The 15,557-nt window shown below is 73.9% G+C and carries 13 protein-coding genes; 4 read left to right on the forward strand and 9 right to left on the reverse strand.

Features of this window, described 5'->3' with window-relative positions; genetic code table 11:
• The first annotated feature begins 99 nt into the window (after nucleotides 1-99).
• The 3 genes from AC0IVP_RS15975 (at nucleotide 100) to AC0IVP_RS15985 (ending at nucleotide 3,643) form a co-directional block, all read left to right on the forward strand.
• Nucleotides 100-1,833, forward strand: a complete 1,734-nt coding sequence (locus AC0IVP_RS15975) for a RecQ family ATP-dependent DNA helicase (protein ID WP_471757777.1) — start codon at nucleotides 100-102, stop codon at nucleotides 1,831-1,833.
• Between the two features lie 80 nt (nucleotides 1,834-1,913).
• Nucleotides 1,914-2,381, forward strand: coding sequence for a DUF4383 domain-containing protein (locus AC0IVP_RS15980; protein ID WP_471757779.1), 468 nt, complete (start codon nucleotides 1,914-1,916; stop codon nucleotides 2,379-2,381).
• A 50-nt stretch (nucleotides 2,382-2,431) separates the two neighbouring features.
• Nucleotides 2,432-3,643, forward strand: coding sequence for an acyl-CoA dehydrogenase family protein (locus AC0IVP_RS15985; RefSeq protein WP_471757781.1), 1,212 nt, complete (start codon nucleotides 2,432-2,434; stop codon nucleotides 3,641-3,643).
• A gap of 123 nt (nucleotides 3,644-3,766) precedes the next feature.
• Here AC0IVP_RS15985 and AC0IVP_RS15990 read toward each other — a convergent pair whose 3' ends face one another.
• The 4 genes from AC0IVP_RS15990 to AC0IVP_RS16005 all read right to left on the reverse strand — a co-directional run bounded on the left by AC0IVP_RS15990 (nucleotide 3,767) and on the right by AC0IVP_RS16005 (nucleotide 6,691).
• Complete coding sequence (locus AC0IVP_RS15990; protein WP_056295725.1) at nucleotides 3,767-3,970, reverse strand: hypothetical protein; 204 nt, start codon at nucleotides 3,968-3,970, stop codon at nucleotides 3,767-3,769.
• A gap of 91 nt (nucleotides 3,971-4,061) precedes the next feature.
• Nucleotides 4,062-4,262, reverse strand: a complete 201-nt coding sequence (locus tag AC0IVP_RS15995; RefSeq protein WP_056295728.1) for a hypothetical protein — start codon at nucleotides 4,260-4,262, stop codon at nucleotides 4,062-4,064.
• 102 nt (nucleotides 4,263-4,364) lie between these two features.
• Nucleotides 4,365-5,513: a xylose isomerase gene (xylA, locus tag AC0IVP_RS16000; RefSeq protein WP_471757783.1), complete on the reverse strand. Its 1,149-nt coding sequence runs from the start codon at nucleotides 5,511-5,513 to the stop codon at nucleotides 4,365-4,367.
• On the reverse strand, nucleotides 5,510-6,691 hold the full coding sequence (locus AC0IVP_RS16005) for an ROK family protein (protein ID WP_471757785.1): 1,182 nt from the start codon (nucleotides 6,689-6,691) through the stop codon (nucleotides 5,510-5,512). The genes xylA and AC0IVP_RS16005 overlap by 4 nt, the downstream gene beginning before the upstream one ends.
• A gap of 90 nt (nucleotides 6,692-6,781) precedes the next feature.
• Between AC0IVP_RS16005 and xylB the strand changes: the two genes are divergently transcribed.
• Nucleotides 6,782-8,167 carry a xylulokinase gene (xylB, locus tag AC0IVP_RS16010; RefSeq protein WP_471757787.1) on the forward strand — a complete coding sequence of 462 codons (1,386 nt, stop codon included), beginning with the start codon at nucleotides 6,782-6,784 and terminating at the stop codon, nucleotides 8,165-8,167.
• Nucleotides 8,168-8,223: 56 nt separating this feature from the next.
• Here xylB and AC0IVP_RS16015 read toward each other — a convergent pair whose 3' ends face one another.
• From AC0IVP_RS16015 to AC0IVP_RS16035, 5 genes are all read right to left on the reverse strand, one after another.
• A complete protein-coding gene (locus AC0IVP_RS16015) occupies nucleotides 8,224-10,188 on the reverse strand; it encodes a BNR-4 repeat-containing protein (RefSeq protein WP_471757789.1) in 1,965 nt (654 codons plus the stop codon).
• Nucleotides 10,189-10,322: 134 nt separating this feature from the next.
• On the reverse strand, nucleotides 10,323-10,544 hold the full coding sequence (locus tag AC0IVP_RS16020; RefSeq protein ID WP_471757791.1) for a LuxR C-terminal-related transcriptional regulator: 222 nt from the start codon (nucleotides 10,542-10,544) through the stop codon (nucleotides 10,323-10,325).
• The gene (locus AC0IVP_RS16025) at nucleotides 10,537-12,003 is read right to left on the reverse strand and encodes a rhamnulokinase (RefSeq protein ID WP_471757793.1); all 1,467 of its coding nucleotides are present in this window, start codon (nucleotides 12,001-12,003) and stop codon (nucleotides 10,537-10,539) included. Before AC0IVP_RS16025 ends, AC0IVP_RS16020 begins: the two co-directional genes overlap by 8 nt.
• Nucleotides 12,000-13,451, reverse strand: coding sequence for an L-fucose/L-arabinose isomerase family protein (locus AC0IVP_RS16030; protein ID WP_056295742.1), 1,452 nt, complete (start codon nucleotides 13,449-13,451; stop codon nucleotides 12,000-12,002). The genes AC0IVP_RS16025 and AC0IVP_RS16030 overlap by 4 nt, the downstream gene beginning before the upstream one ends.
• A gap of 29 nt (nucleotides 13,452-13,480) precedes the next feature.
• Nucleotides 13,481-15,517 (reverse strand): bifunctional aldolase/short-chain dehydrogenase, encoded by a 2,037-nt coding sequence (locus AC0IVP_RS16035; RefSeq protein ID WP_471757795.1) that lies wholly within the window; start codon nucleotides 15,515-15,517, stop codon nucleotides 13,481-13,483.
• Nucleotides 15,518-15,557: the final 40 nt, after the last annotated feature.

Below are 15,557 nucleotides of genomic sequence, written 5' to 3' on the forward strand. Positions count from 1 at the left end.
GAACCGGACGGAGACGGCGGCGGGAGAGCGGGCGGGGCTGCGCGGGGCGCTCACCTGCGGGGGGTTTGACGATCAGCGGAACCGGGGCAGCAGCGCCCCGTGACCGACTCTGCCACCGCAGCCACCAGCGCCAGCGCCGTTTCCGCACGACCCACGGCCGGCGCCACGGCCGCAGTGCGCACCCGCCGCATCCGCCAGGCTGCGCGTGAGCTGCTGGGCACCGGCGGCTTCCGGCCGGGCCAGGAGGAGGCCCTGCAGGCGGTCTGCGCCGGGCGGGACACCCTCGCGGTGCTGCCCAGCGGCGCCGGCAAGTCGCTGGTCTACACGGTGGCCGGGGAGCTGCTGGAGGGCCCGGTGGTCGTCGTCTCCCCGTTGATCGCCCTGCAGCGCGACCAGGTCCAGCGCCTGCACGACCTGGGGCTGACCGCGGCGGTGCTGAACTCCACCGAGTCGGCGACCGACCAGCAGGCCGCCCTGGACGGCCTGGGTGACGGATCGGTCCGTTTCCTCTTCCTGGCCCCCGAGCAACTGGCGAAGGCGCAGGTCACCGCCGCGCTGCGGGCGACCGCCCCCGCCCTGCTCGTCGTCGACGAGGCGCACTGCGTCTCCTCCTGGGGGCACGACTTCCGCCCGGACTACCTGCGCCTGGGTGCCGTCGCCGAGCAGCTGGGCGGCCCGACGGTGCTCGCGCTGACGGCGACCGCCGCTCCCCCGGTCCGCGCCGAGATCGTGGAACGGCTGCGGATGGAGGACCCCGCCGTCGTCGTCGCCGGGTTCGACCGGCCGGAGATCCGGTTCGAGGTCGAGCACCACGCCGACGCCGACGCCAAGACCGTCGCCCTGCTGGACCGCGCCGTCGCCGAGTCCCGGCGCGGGAACGGCATCGTCTACAGCGCCACCCGGCGGGGCACCGAGGAGCTCGCCGACGCCCTCGCCGGCCGCGGACTGCGCACCGGGGCCTACCACGCGGGGCTGGCCAAGAAGGCCCGCACGGAGGTGCAGCGGGCGTTCATGGCCGGTGAGTTCGACGTCGTCGTCGCCACCAGCGCGTTCGGCATGGGCATCGACAAGCCCGACGTCCGCTTCGTCCTGCACGCCGAGCCCGCCGACTCCCTGGACAGCTGGTACCAGGAGATCGGCCGCGCCGGCCGGGACGGCGACCCCGCGGTCGCCGTCCTCTTCTTCCGGCAGGAGGACCTCGGCATCCGCCGCTTCTTCGCCGCCGGGGTGCCCGCCGAGGAGGACCTGCAGCACGTCGCCGGGCTGGTCCGGGCCGGGGACGCCGCGGGCGCGGAGGTCGACGTCCGGGCGCTGCGGGAGGAGACGCACCGCGGCGCCACCCCGCTGACCCGTGACCTCAACCTGCTCGAGCAGGTCGGCGCCGTCACCCTCGCCGACGACGGCACCGTGCTCCCCTCCCCCGACGCCCCCGCGCCCGGCGAGGCGGCCACCGCGGCCCGGCAGCTGGCCGAGCACCACCAGCGCGTCGACGAGAGCCGGGTGGAGATGATGCGGGCCTTCGCCGACACCACCGGGTGCCGCCGGCAGTTCCTGCTCGGCTACTTCGGCGAGGAACTGGACGGCCCGTGCGGCAACTGCGACACCTGCACGGCGGGCAGCGCCCAGCAGGCCGCCGAGCAGCGCGCGCACGACCCGGCCGCCGGCACCTTCCCGGTGGACACCCCGGTCGAGCACGCCGAGTGGGGACCGGGTGTGGTCATGCGGGACGAGGGCGACCGGATCGTCGTCCTGTTCGAGCGGGCCGGGTACCGGACGCTGGCCACCCGCGCCGTCACCGAGCACCACCTGCTGCGGCCCCGCTCGGCGGCCTGACCGTTTCCCGCTCCGGCCAGGACGGGTAGACCCCCGGGACGCCCAGCCCCCGGCGTCGGCACCACCCCCGGGAGAGCCCCGTGACCACACCCCGCAACACCGGCACCCGACCCACCAGCGGCTGGCCCCGCACCCTCGCGCTCGCCGTCGGCGTCGTCTACACCCTGGTCGGCATCGCCGGCTTCTTCGTCACCGGGTTCGACGACTTCTTCGGCATGAGCGGTGACACCCTGCTCGGCTTCATGGTCAACCCGTTCCACAACGTGGTGCACCTGGTCATCGGGCTGGCCGGCATCGCGTTGTCCCGCACCCTGAGCGGGGCCCGGGCCTACGGCTGGTTGCTCGGCCTGGGCTACGGCGCCGTCTTCGTGTACGGCCTCTTCGCCGTCGGCGAGAGCTGGGACCCGCTGAACCTGAACTGGGCCGACAACTGGCTGCACCTGGCCAGTGCCCTGATCGGCTTCGTGATCGCCCTGGGCCCGGTCCGCCGGGTCGACACGGTCGACCACGGCCGGACCGAGTCCCTCGGCCCGAACCGCCGCCGCTGAGCCCCTGACCCGGGGCGGGACACCCGCGACAGCGGGTTACCGTCCCGGGCATGGACTTCGCACTCTCCGCCGCAGCCGAGGACGTCAGTGGCCGGATGTGGGACTTCATGCGCGAGCGTGTGTTCCCCGCCGAGGCCGTCTACCACGCATGGCGGCGGGAGCGTGGCCGCGACGACCACTCCCTGCCGCCGGTCATCGAGGAGCTCAAGGCCGAGGCCCGCTCCCGGGGCCTGTGGAACCTGTTCCACCACGAGCTGGCCGGGCTCTCCAACCTCGAGTACGCCTCCATCGCCGAGATCACCGGCTGGTCGCCGGTCATCGCCCCCGAGGTGGTGAACTGCGGGGCGCCGGACACCGGCAACATGGAGACCCTGATGCTGTTCGGCACCCCCGAGCAGAAGCAGCAGTGGCTCGAGCCGCTGCTGGCAGGGGAGATCCGCTCCGGGTTCGCGATGACCGAGCCCGACGTCGCGTCCTCCGACGCCCGCAACATCCAGACCTCGATCGTCCGCGACGGCGACGAGTACGTCATCAACGGCCGCAAGTGGTGGATCACGGGCTCGGCCGACGAGCGCTGCGCCGTGTTCATCGTGATGGGCAAGACCGACCCCGACGGCCCCGCGCACCAGCAGCAGTCGATGGTGCTGGTCCCCCGCGACACCCCCGGCCTGGAGATCGTCCGACACCTGCCGGTCTTCGGCTACCAGGACCAGCACGGGCACTCCGAGCTGCGCTTCACCGACGTCCGGGTGCCGGTCAGCAACATCCTGGCCGGGGAGGGCGAGGGCTTCATGATCGCCCAGGCCCGCCTGGGCCCGGGCCGGATCCACCACTGCATGCGGGCCATCGGCATGGCCGAGCGCGCCCTGGGCCTGATGGTCGCCCGCGCCCAGGACCGGGTCGCCTTCGGCCGCCCGCTGGCCGAGCAGGGCACCGTCCGGGAGGACATCGCCCGCTCCCGCATCGAGATCGACCAGGCCCGGCTGCTGGTGCTCAAGACCGCCGACCTGATCGACAAGTACGGGGCCAAGGGCGCCCGCACCGAGATCGCCGCCATCAAGGTCGCCGCCCCGCGGGTGTGCCTGGACGTCATCGACCGGGCCATCCAGCTGCACGGCGGCGCCGGCGTCAGCGACGACACCCCGCTGGCCGAGTTCTACGCCCACGCCCGCACGCTGCGGATCGTGGACGGGCCGGACGCCGTCCACATCCGGTCGGTGGCCCGGGAGGAGCTGGCGCGCGAGCGCCCCTACGTCGGCTGACCCCGGCCCGCGCGCCGAGCGTGGATCAGGGGCGTTCACCAGAGTCCGTCCTCCCACACCACATCTCGTGGGGGAGGACGGACTCTGATCAGGGACCCTGATCCACGCTCAGGCGCGCGGGGGTCACATGGCCAGGTTGCCGCCGATGGCGCCGCCGGCGAGGTGGCCGAGCAGGGTCTGCTGGTCCAGGCCGACCGCGGTGAGGGCGTCGGCGTCGCGAGCTGTGTCGATCGTGTCCGGCAGGTCCGCGGCCTCGACCCGCTCGGCGGTGTCGTTGTCGCCCTGCCCGTGCAGCAGCTGGACCAGGTCCTTCTTGGCGAGCTCCACGCGTGTTCTCCCGTCGTCCCCGGGAGCGCCGTCGGCCCCCGCCCGTGCCGACGTGGTGCCCGTCACACCGCGGGGTAAACGGCGTTTCCGCTCAGGCGGTTGAGGACCGCTTCACCAGGAACCCGCCGACGCCGGCGAGCAGCAGCCCCACGACGACCTGCGCGATGCCCACCGTGCCGCGGTCGCTGGAGAACCAGGTGGGGCTGGACAGCAGCAGCACGACGGCGACGCCGAGCACGAACAGCCCGACCAGACGCTCGCGGCGGGCGTTGCGGGTGCGGGGCTCAGCCATGCCTCCCACCCTAGGGACGCCCTCCCCGCCTCGGCATGGGATCCCCCGCATACCGCCTGACGCGTTGGCAGTATGCGAGGGATCCCATGCCAGGGCGAGGGGTCAGCGGACGCCGAGGAGGTGGTCCATGGCGAGCTGGTCCAGGCGCTCGAAGGCCATGCCGCGCTCGGCCATCGCCTGGACGTCGAAGGACTGCTCCCGCACGGTCGCCAGGGTCTCGCCGGCGGCCAGGGTCGGGGTGCGCAGCTCGTCGACGCGGGAGGCGGCCAGCGCCTCCTGCACCTCGGGGTCGGCCCGGAACGCGGCGGCCTTGGCCTTCAGCGCCAGGTAGTTGGCCATGCAGCCGCGGGCGGACTCCCAGACACCGGCGGCGTCCTCGGTGCGCGGGGGCTTGAAGTCGAAGTGCAGGTAGCCGTCGTAGCCGCCCTGCTCCAAGGCGTCGACGGTCCAGAAGGCACCGCGCAGGTTGCCGGCGCCGAAGCGCAGGTCCTGGTCGTAGCGCGGGCCGTGCTGGCCGTTGAGGTCGACGTGGAAGAGCTTGCCGTGCCACATGGCCTGGCTGATGCCGGCGGCGAAGTTCAGCCCGGCCATCTCCTCGTGCCCGACCTCGGGGTTCAGGCCGACCATCTCGGAGTGCTCGAGCTCGTTGATCAGCGCCAGGGCGTGGCCGATCGTGGGGAGCAGGATGTCGCCACGGGGCTCGTTGGGCTTGGGCTCGATCGCGAAGCGCATGTCGTACCCCTGCTCGATCGCGTACGAGCAGAGGGTGTCCATGCCCTCCTTGTAGCGCTCCAGCGCCGCACCGATGTCCTTGGCGGCGCCGGACTCGGCGCCCTCGCGGCCACCCCAGAAGACGTAGGTGGTGGCGCCCAGCTCGGCGGCCAGGTCGATGTTGCGGGCGGCCTTGGCCAGGGCGTAGCGGCGGACGTCGCGGTCGTTGGAGGTGAACGCGCCGTCCTTGAAGACGGCGTGGCCGAAGAGGTTGGTGGTGGCCATCTCCACGCCCATGCCGGTCTCGGTCAGCGCGGTGCGGAAGCGCTCGAGGGTGGCGTCGCGGGTGGCGTCGTCGGGCACCAGGTCGTCGTCGTGGAACGTGACGGCGGCAGCACCGAGCTCGGCGAGCTGGTGGACGGCCTCGACCGGGTCCATCGGCGGGCGGACGGCGCCGCCGAACACGTCGACGCCCTGCCAGCCGACGGTCCAGAGGCCGAAGGAGAAGCGGTCGGCGGGGGTGGGCTTCGGGGTGGTCATGCGGAGGCCTCCAACGGCACGGTGGTGGGGTCGTGGAACACCGGCTGCAGCGCGACGTGCGCGCCGCCCCGGACGGCTGCGGTGAACCCAAGGGTGGACAGGACCACCCGGCGGGGGCCCTCGACCCGCGCGGCGAGCGCGCTGGTCAGGGGGTCGAGCAGGAACTCGCCGACCACGGCGAAGTACCCGCCGAGGACGACGACGGCGGGGTCCAGCAGCGACACCAGGACGGCGGCGCCGACGCCCAGGCCGGTGCCGATGTCGGTGAGCGCGGCCAGCGTGCGGGCGTCGCCGGCGCGGGCCCGGGCGACGACCTCGGCGAGCCGGTCCTCCAGGTCGCGGCCGGGGTCGCGGAGCGGGTCGCCGGGATCGGCGGCGGCGCGCAGCAGGGCGCCGAGGCCGACGACGGTCTCCCAGCAGCCCCGCCGTCCGCAGCCGCAGGGCGCGTCGCCGGGGGTGAGCGCCAGGTGGCCGACCTCGCCGCCGAGCCCGGTGCTGCCGCGCAGCAGCCGCCCGCCGCTCACGACGCCGCCGCCGACACCGACCTCGCCGGTCAGGTAGACCAGGTCGGGGGTGTGCGCGTGCGGGCCGGCCGACCACTCGGCCAGGGCGGAGAGGTCGGCGTCGTTGGCCACGGTGACCGGCAGTCCGGTGCCGGCGAGGCCGGCGGCGACGTCGAGGCCGGGCCAGCCGGGCAGGTTCGGGGCGGTGGCGACGACGGTGCCCTGCACGCTGCCGGGGACGGCGACGGTCAGGCCGACCGGGGTGGCGGCGACGTCGGCCAGCACCGCGCGGACCAGCGTCGTCACGGCGTCCAGCACCTGGCCCGCGGGGGAGCCGGCGACGTCGAGGGCCAGCCGGCGTTCGGCCCGGACCTCACCGCGCAGGTCCAGGACGAGCACGGCCAGGTAGTCGACGTTGACCTCGACGCCGACGCCGCAGACGCCCCGGCCGCCGAGCTCGACGAGGGTGCCCGGGCGGCCGACGGAGCCGGGCCGGTGCAGGGCGCCGTCGGCGACCAGCCCACGGTCGACGAGCTCGCCGACCAGGCTGGAGACGGTGGCCTTGGTGAGCCCGGTGTCCGCGGCCAGGCGGGCCCGGCTGCGCGGGCCGTCGTCCCGGAGGCGGGCCAGGACGGCGGCCAGGTTGGCGCTGCGCACCTGTCCCTGGGTCTGCACGCGCCACCTCCCAGCCGTCTCGTCCCGCCATTCGTTTGGTCGTTGCACTATTGTCTGCGTCACGCTCGCCCGTCAACCCAGGAGGTCCCCGTGCCGCTCGTCGCCGGTGTGGACAGCTCGACCCAGGCCTGCAAGGTCGTCGTCCGGGACGCCGAGAGCGGGGAGCTGGTCCGCGAGGGCCGGGCCCCGCACCCGGCGGGCACCGAGGTCGACCCGGCCGCCTGGGAGGCCGCGCTCACCGAGGCGCTGGCCGGCGCCGGGGGTCTGGACGACGTCGCAGCGCTCGGCGTGGGCGGGCAGCAGCACGGCATGGTCTGCCTGGACGAGGCCGGGGACGTCGTCCGCCCGGCGCTGCTGTGGAACGACGTCCGCTCCGCCGGTGCCGCGGCCGACCTGGTCGCCGAGCTCGGTGGCGGACAGGCCTGGGCGGAGGCCGTCGGCGTCGTCCCGGTGGCGTCCTTCACCGCCTCGAAGCTGCGCTGGCTGGCCGACGCCGAGCCGGCCGACGCCGACCGGACGGCGGCCGTGTGCCTGCCGCACGACTGGCTGACCTGGCGACTGTCGGGCGCAGCCGGACTGGACACCCTCGTGACGGACCGGTCCGACGCGAGCGGCACCGCCTACTGGTCGGCGGCCACGGGGGAGTACCGGACCGACCTGCTGACCCTGGCGCTGCGCGGGCGCACGCCGGTGCTGCCGCGGGTCGCCGGGCCGCACGAGCTGGTCGGCGCCCACGGCTCGGTACAGCTGTCCGCCGGCGCCGGGGACAACGCGGCCGCCGCGCTCGGGCTGGGCGCCCGGCCGGGGGACGTGGTGGTCTCGATCGGCACGTCCGGGGTGGTGTCGGCGGTGTCCGAGGTGGCCGCGGTCGACCCGACCGGCACCGTCGCCGGGTTCGCCGACGCCACCGGCCGGCACCTGCCGCTGGTCTGCACGCTCAACGCCGCCCGGGTGCTGGACTCGGCCGCGGCGATGCTGCGGGTGTCCCTGGACGAGCTGGCCGAGCTGGCGCTGCAGGTCCCGGCGGGGGCCGACGGCCTGGTGCTGGTGCCCTACCTGGAGGGCGAGCGGACCCCGGACCTGCCGCACGCCACCGGCTCGGTGCACGGGCTGACCCTGCGCACCTCGACGGCGGCGCACTGGGCCCGGGCCGCGGTGGAGGGCCTGCTGTGCGGGCTCGCCGACGGCATCGAGGCCCTGGTCGCCCAGGGCGCGGCGGTGGAGCGGGTGCTGCTGGTCGGTGGGGGAGCCCGCTCCCGGGCCGTCCAGGAGATCGCCCCGGCGGTCTTCGGCCGGCCGGTGCTGGTGCCCGAGCCCGGCGAGGCGGTCGCCGACGGTGCTGCCCGGCAGGCCGCCTGGGCGCTGACCGGGAGCCTCCCCGAGTGGGCCGCCGCCGGCACCCGGCTGGTGGAGGCCGACCCGACGCCGTCGGTGCGCGAGCGTTACGCCGAGGTCCGGGACCGCACCGACCGCTGACAGCAGGAGCCCGGTGGTCCTGGGGACCACCGGGCTCCTGTCGTGCTGCCGAGGGCCTAGACGGGGGCCCTGACCGAGACCTCCGCGACCTGCACGTTGCGGGCGGCCGCGGGAGCCCGGCCGTTGTCGTAGGCAGCCGTGACGACCAACCGGAGCTGCCGGGCCAGGACGTCGGGGGTGTCGAAGGTGGCTGCGGCGTTCGGCATCTCATAGGTGCCCAGCGTGGTCCAGGCCCCGTTGACCAGGGCCTCGATCCGCAGGCTCCGGGGGCCGTACCCGACCCGCGGGGTCACCGTCACCGAACCGATCGCCTGGGCGGTGCTGGCGCTCTGGCCGTACGTCACGGTGAGCGTCTCCGGGCGGGTCGGCTGGGGACCCTGACCCTCGGTGGTCCCGCTGCTCACCCAGAAGGTCGACGCCCTGCCGTCGACGGCCAGGGACGCCGGGTAGGCCGGCTGGCTGGTCGATGCGGTGGCAGTGGGGGCCGGGACCAGGCTTCCGGTGTAGTCCACCGGGGCCGGCTGTGGTGTCGTGTCGCGCTGAGCATCGGCACCCGTGGCGCCAGGACCGGTGCGCAGGTCAGTCACCCGGAAACCGCCTCGGATGCCATCGCCGACCTGCAGGTAGGCCATGCTCAGGACGCCGTCGCGCTGCAGCCGGGTCCGGTCGACGACCAGCTCGGCCAGCGGGTCCACGGCGGGGTCGCTGAAGGCCAGCTGCCAGTCCGACCAGGTGCTGGCGGCCGTCGCGGTGACGACCCGCCCGTCGGGCAGGACCACCCACGCCGTGTCCTGGGCGTCGAAGAGCAGCTTCGTCCGACCGGCGCTGTTGCTGTAGAAGGGCAGCTCCATCGACCGCCACGTTCCCTGGGCGTCCCGCCAGTGGTGGAAGGGCTTCGCGTACTGCGCCCGCTGGGAGTAGGTGGAGGTGTGACAGCCGCCGATGGCGGCCAGGTCGGCGTCGTTGAACTGGGAGGTCATCACGTGGACCCGACCCTGGCTGTCGAAGGTCTGCGCCTCCTGGTTGATCAGCCCGCGGTTGATCGAGATCGGGACGACGACGTGTGGGTCACGCACGGAGATCCGGTCGCTGGTCCCGGTCCGGCCGGTGACCCGACCGCTGTCGTCCGTCCAGGTGAGGCCGCCGTCCGAGCTGCGGGCGTACCCCAGGTCGTGGTTGCCCAGGCCGCCGCTGTTGCACCAACCGGCGCGCTCGCGCCACGAGAAGCTGATCTCGAGGTCCCCGGTCACCGGGTTGGTGCCGAAGCCGTGCAGGTAGCTGTACCGGGACGAGCTGCTCCCGTAGGGACCGGTCCACGTCCCGGTGGAGTCGGTGAAGCGCCCCAGGTAGGTCCAGGTCCCGGCCGCGTCGCCGTTGTAGCGGACCAGCGTCTGCTCGCCGGCGTGGGTGATGCCCTCGCGGTAGGTCAGCAACAGCTGCCCGCGGTTGACCTCGAACTGCGGGTAGGTCCACAGGCCGGTGTTGCCCGTCCCACCCGGGTTGGTGAACGGCAGGACCTGGACGACCGCCTCGAACGATCGGGACGTCCAGGCGGCCGTGGCGATGTCCGGCACGGACTTGACGTAGAGCTGGGCGCCCGTGTGGGTGCCCAGGGCGAGGTGGAGTCGCCCGTCGGACGGGGAGACGGCCATCGAGATCGTGTTGTGCGAGTCGTTGGCGGCGAGCCGGCCGTCGAGCTCGAGGCTCTGCCAGGTCCCCCCGGGCAGGGTCCGCCGGGACACCACGACGGTGCCGTCCTCGCGGTACCACGACGTGTACTGCTGGTTGCCGACGGTGAGCAGGACGTCCTGCTGGAAGCTCCCGATGTTGACCGAGCCCTCGTAGGTGACACGGGCGTGCGCCGCAGGGTCCAGCAGCTGGTCCGAGAGGCGCTGAGCTGGTGCCGCCTCGGCGGCGAGCGCGCGGGAGGACGGGGCGAGAGCTGTCTGACCACCGGCGAGCAGAGCCGCCAGGGTGACGAGGAGGACCACGGTGCGGGAGCGCCTCAGGGGGATCGTCATCGTTCCTCCGGTGTGTTGATACGTTTCAGTGCCAATGTGTCCCGGCACACAGCCACCTGACAAGGCGATGGCCGGAAGCGGTCAGTCCTCGCTGCCCGCTGCGCGGGGTGCAGTGCGTCGGGCTCGCACGGGCCTCAGACCAGGTCGTTCCGGACCGCCCAGACCACGGCCTCCACCGGGGTGCGCACCCCGAGGGCGCTGCACACGGACGCCGTCCGGCGCCGCACCGTCCGCGGCGAGGTCACCAGCTCCCGCGCGATCTGCTCCACCAGCAGACCCCGGGCGAGCAGGCTCAGCAGTACGACGTCCTCGCCCGAGATCGGCCCGGCCCGACCCGGTACGGCTGCCTCAGGCACGACCGGTACGGCGCTCGGCGGCGTCCCAGGGGCCAGGGTCGCCGACGGGCTCGTACCGGACGACGTCCTGGGTCACCCGCAGCAGCGCCCGCATCTCGGCGAGACCGCCGGACACCGCGCCGCCGGCTCTGGCCTGGACCAGGACGTTGCCCAGTGCGGCTGCCTCCACCGGACCGGCCACCACCGGCAACCCGCAGGCGTCCGCCGTCAGCTGCATCAGCAGCGCGTTGCGGGCACCACCGCCCACCACGTGGACGACGTCCACGTCGCGGCCGGACAGTTCCACCGCGGCCCGGACGGTGCGCCGGTAGGCCAGCGCCAGGCTGTCCAGGATGCAGCGGACCGTCTCGGCCTGGGACTGCGGCGGCGTCTGGCCGGTCTCCCGGCACAGGTCCGCGATCCGGGACGGCACGTCGCCCGGCGGCAGGAAGCGGGGGTCGTCGCAGTCGATGACCGCGGTGAAAGCCGGCACCCGGGCTGCGGCGTGCAGCAGTTCACCCAGGTCCGCCGGCAGCCCGGCCGCCGCCCACGTGCGCAGTGACTCCGACAGCAGCCACAGGCCCATGACGTTGCGCAGGTAGCGGACCGTGCCGTCCACGCCCAACTCGTTGGTGAACCCGGCGGACCGGCTGGGCTCGGTGAGCACCGGGTCGGGCAGCTCGAGGCCGACCAGCGACCACGTCCCGCAGGAGACGTAGGCGAAGCGCTCGGACTCGGCCGGCACCCCCACCACGGCCGAGGCGGTGTCGTGGGACCCGACGGCGGTCAGCGGCACGGGACCCACCAACCCGGTCTCACCGAGCACCTGGTCGGTGAGCAGGCCGAGCCGGTCGCCCGGCGTGGTCAGCGGCGGGAGGAGGGTCCGGGGCAGGCCGAGCGAGTCGACGACGGTCCAGGACCACTGGCGACTGCGGGCGTCGAGCAGCCCCGTGGTGGAGGCGTTGGTCACCTCCGCGCCCACGGCCCCGGTGAGCCAGTGGCCCAGCAGGTCGGGGACCAGCAACGCCGTGCGGGCGGCCTCCAGCTGAGCACTGCCGCGGAGCGCGGCGAGCTGGAAGACCGTCGTGAAGGGCAGGTGCTGCAGTCCGTTGACCCGGTACAGCTCCGCCACACCGAGCGCAGCGTGCACGGCGGGCACCGCCGTCTCGTGGCGGGCGTCGCGGTAGTGCACCGGGTTGCCCAGCAGCACGCCGTCGGCATCCAGCAGGCCCACGTCGACCGCCCAGCTGTCGATGCCCACACCGTCGACCGGTCCGGTGCGCCCGGCGGCCCGGAGGCCGTCGAGCACCCCGGCGTACAGCGCCAGCACGTCCCAGTACAAGCGCTCGCCGACCGGGACGGGCCGGTTGGCGAAGCGGTTGACCTCGGTGAGCTCGAGCCGCCCGTCCCCGACCAACCCGGTCATCACCCGCCCGCTGGAGGCCCCCAGGTCGACGGCGGCCAGTCTGAGGAGGCTCACCCCAGCCGCACGTGCAGGAAGTCCAGCTCGCACAGCTGGGCCACCCGCTCGAGCTCGGCTGCGCGGTGGCCGACCCCCAGCGCCCAGTGGTGCCCGACGCCCGAGGCACTCCACTCGTCGGTCCACTCGCCGGGGTCGACCCCGAAGTCGACGCGCGAGGTCGTGTTGCCGATGGCCAGCAACGGCCCGTCCACGACGGTCCCCTCGGCTGCGATCAGCCGGAACGAGCCGTCCCGCAGCTGCCCCAGCCCGCACAGCGTCACCGGTCCGTGCTGCACGTCGAACTCGACAGAGACGCCGTAGCCGCGCTTGCCGTGGAAGACGCCCAGGCCGCGCAGCAGCGGGCGGCGGGCGCTGATCGCCAGGTGCGCCGGCCCGTCGTGGCCCATCTCGACCACGCCGGCCCGGAAGTCCAGCGCCTGCAGCTCGGTGAACGACCCACCGCCGCCGAGACGGTCCATGACCAGCATCGCGATGGAGGTGCGCAGCTCGTACTCCCCGACGAGGGGGATGCCGCGGGCGGTGAGGAGGGAGGCGCCCAGGATCATCCCGGCGGCGACCCGCTCGTGGGCCTCACCGTCCAGGCCACGGTGGTAGTAGGCCATCGAGTCCAACGCGAAGTCCTCGACGAGTCGGTCCAGGGCCACCGACACCTGCGCACCCCACCGCAGCTCGGGTTCGGCGACGGACTCGTCCAGGGTGAACACGTCCCGGGCCAGCTGCACGCGGGCGTCGACCTCGGCCTCGGTGACCTTCTCCACCCGCACCCGCAGGTCGTCGATCTCGAGGACCTCGACGTGCCCGCCGAGCTGGGTGGAGATGCTGGTCAGGTCGGTGGAGACGTCCAGCATGCCCGGGTAGAGGTGTCCCATCAGCCCGTGCCTGCCGTGGCGCAGCATCCCGCGGACCCCGGCGGCCTTCACCCAGTGGGCGATACGCCCCCAGGCCCGCTCGTCTTCCACGTAGCCCGACACGGAGCGGAACGGGATGCCGGCGCGACGGAAGGAGTTGGCCATCTCCGGCAGCGGGCAGGCCCCGCAGTAGGCGAGCCACTCCCCGGTGCCGAAGGTCGCGTGGTCCATGACCTCGGTGGGCTGCAGGTTCAGCAGCAGCACCGGCGCGCCCGCCCGCTGGGCGACCGGGACCAGCATCGACGCCGTCATGTAGGTGGTCAAGAACCCCACGATCAGGTCGCAGCCGGCGGCCCGCAGCCGCTCCGCGGCCACGGCCGCCTCCTGGGCATCGGACACGAAGCCGACGTCGACCACCTCGCAGTCCAGGTCCTGCATGCGCTCGGACACCCGGCGCGCACTCGCCTGCAGCTGAGGGAGCAACTGCGGGAACTGCGGCCAGTAGGCGCCGAGCCCGCCGGCCACCAGGCCGACCTTGACGGGGCGGGTGCGCACCCGGGCGAGGCCGGCGTGCACCTGGTCGAGAGGGCTGCTCATCGTGGGGGCTCCAGGGGGGTTCGTGACGGTCAGCGGAGGAAGGCGGCGGCGACGCCGGAGTCGACCGGGACGTGCAGGCCGGTGGTCCGGGTCAGCTCGCCCCCGGTCAGGGCGAAGACGGCGTCGGCGACGTGCTCCGGGAGCACCTCGCGCTTGAGCAGGGTGCGCTGGGCGTAGTAGGCGCCCAGCTCCTCCTCGGGGACGCCGTAGACCGCAGCGCGCTTGGCACCCCAACCTCCGGCGAAGATGCCCGATCCGCGGACGACGCCGTCGGGGTTGATGCCGTTGACCCGGATGCCGTGCTCGCCGAGCTCGGCAGCCAGCAGCCGGACCTGGTGGGCCTGGTCGGCCTTGACCGCGGAGTAGGCGATGTTGTTCGGCCCGGCGAAGACGGAGTTCTTGGAGGAGATGTAGACGACGTCCCCACCCAGGCCCTGCTCGATCATGACCCGGGCGGCCTCGCGGGAGACCAGGAAGCTGCCCTTGGCCATCACGTCGTGCTGCAGGTCCCAGTCCCGCTCGGTGGTCTCCAGCAGCGGCTTGGAGATCGAGAGCCCGGCGTTGTTGACCACCAGGTCGACCCCGCCGAAAGCCAGGGCCGCGGCAGCGAACGCGGCGGCCACGGCCTCACCGTCGGACACGTCCGCGGCCACCCCGACGGCGACGTCGGTCGAGCCGATCCCGGCTGCGGCCTCCTGGGCCTTGGCCAGGTCGAGGTCGGCGACGACGACGCAGGCGCCCTCGGCGGCCAGCCGCTCCGCGATGGCCTTGCCGATGCCCGACGCGGCACCGGTGACCAGGGCGACCCGGGAGGCCAGGGGCTTGGGCTCGGGCATCCGGGCGAGCTTGGCCTCCTCGAGGGACCAGTACTCGATCCGGAACTTCTCGACCTCGTCGATGGGGGCGTAGGTCGAGACGGACTCGGCGCCCCGCATCACGTTGATCGCGTTGACGTAGAACTCCCCGGCCACGCGGGCGGTCTGCTTGTTCGCACCGAAGCTGAACATGCCGACCCCGGGCATCAGCACGACCGCCGGGTCGGCTCCGCGCATGGCCGGGCTGTCGGCCGAGGCGTTGCGCTCGTAGTAGGCGGCGTAGTCCGCGCGGTAGGCCTCGTGCAGCTCCCGCAGCCTGGTGGTGACCTGCTCCAACGGGGCGGTCGGCGGCAGGTCGAGCACCATCGGGGCGACCTTGGTGCGCAGGAAGTGGTCGGGGCAGCTCGTGCCCAGCGAGGCCAGCCGGGGGTGCTCGGCCGAGGCCAGGAAGTCCAGGACGACATCGCTGTCGGTCAGGTGGCCGACCTGCGGCTTGTCGGTGGAGGCCAGCCCGCGCAGCAGCGGGAACACAGCGGCGGCCCGGGCACGGCGCTCGGGCTCGGGCAGCGGCTCGAACTCCGGCAGCCGGGCTCCGAAGGGCTCGGGTCGGCCGTGCTCGGCGAGGAACTCCTCGGCGGTGCGGATGATCTCCAGGCTGTTGGCCTGGCACTGCGCGGAGGTGTCGGCCCAGGCGGTGATCCCGTGCCCACCCAGGACCGCGCCGATGGCCTGCGGGTTGGCCTCCGCCAGCGCGGCGATGTCCAGCCCCAGCTGGAAGCCCGGCCGGCGCCACGGCACCCAGACCACGCGATCGCCGAAGCACCGACGGGTCAGCTCCTCGCCGTCCGCGGCGGTGGCCAGCGCGATGCCGGAGTCGGGGTGCAGGTGGTCCACGTGCGCGGCCCGCACCAGCCCGTGCATGGCGGTGTCGATGGACGGCGCCGCCCCGCCCCGGCCGTGCAGGCAGTAGTCGAACGCGGCGACCATCTCGTCCTCGCGGTCGACACCGGGGTAGACGTCGACCAGTGCCCGGAGCCGGTCCAGCCGCAGGACGGCCAGTCCGGGCTCGGTCAGGGTGCCCAGGTCACCGCCGGAGCCCTTCACCCAGAGCAGCTCGACCGGCTGGCCGGTGACCGGGTCGGTCTCGCTGCCGGCTGCGGAGGTGTTGCCACCGGCGTAGTTGGTGTTGCGGGGGTCGGCCCCCAGCGCGTTGGAGCGCTGGAGCAGCTCGCTGACCACGGGGTTCGTCACGTCGTCGTCCTCAGGTCGGTGGGGTGTGCGGGGCGGTGCC

The organism is Klenkia sp. AC732, from assembly GCF_979256525.1.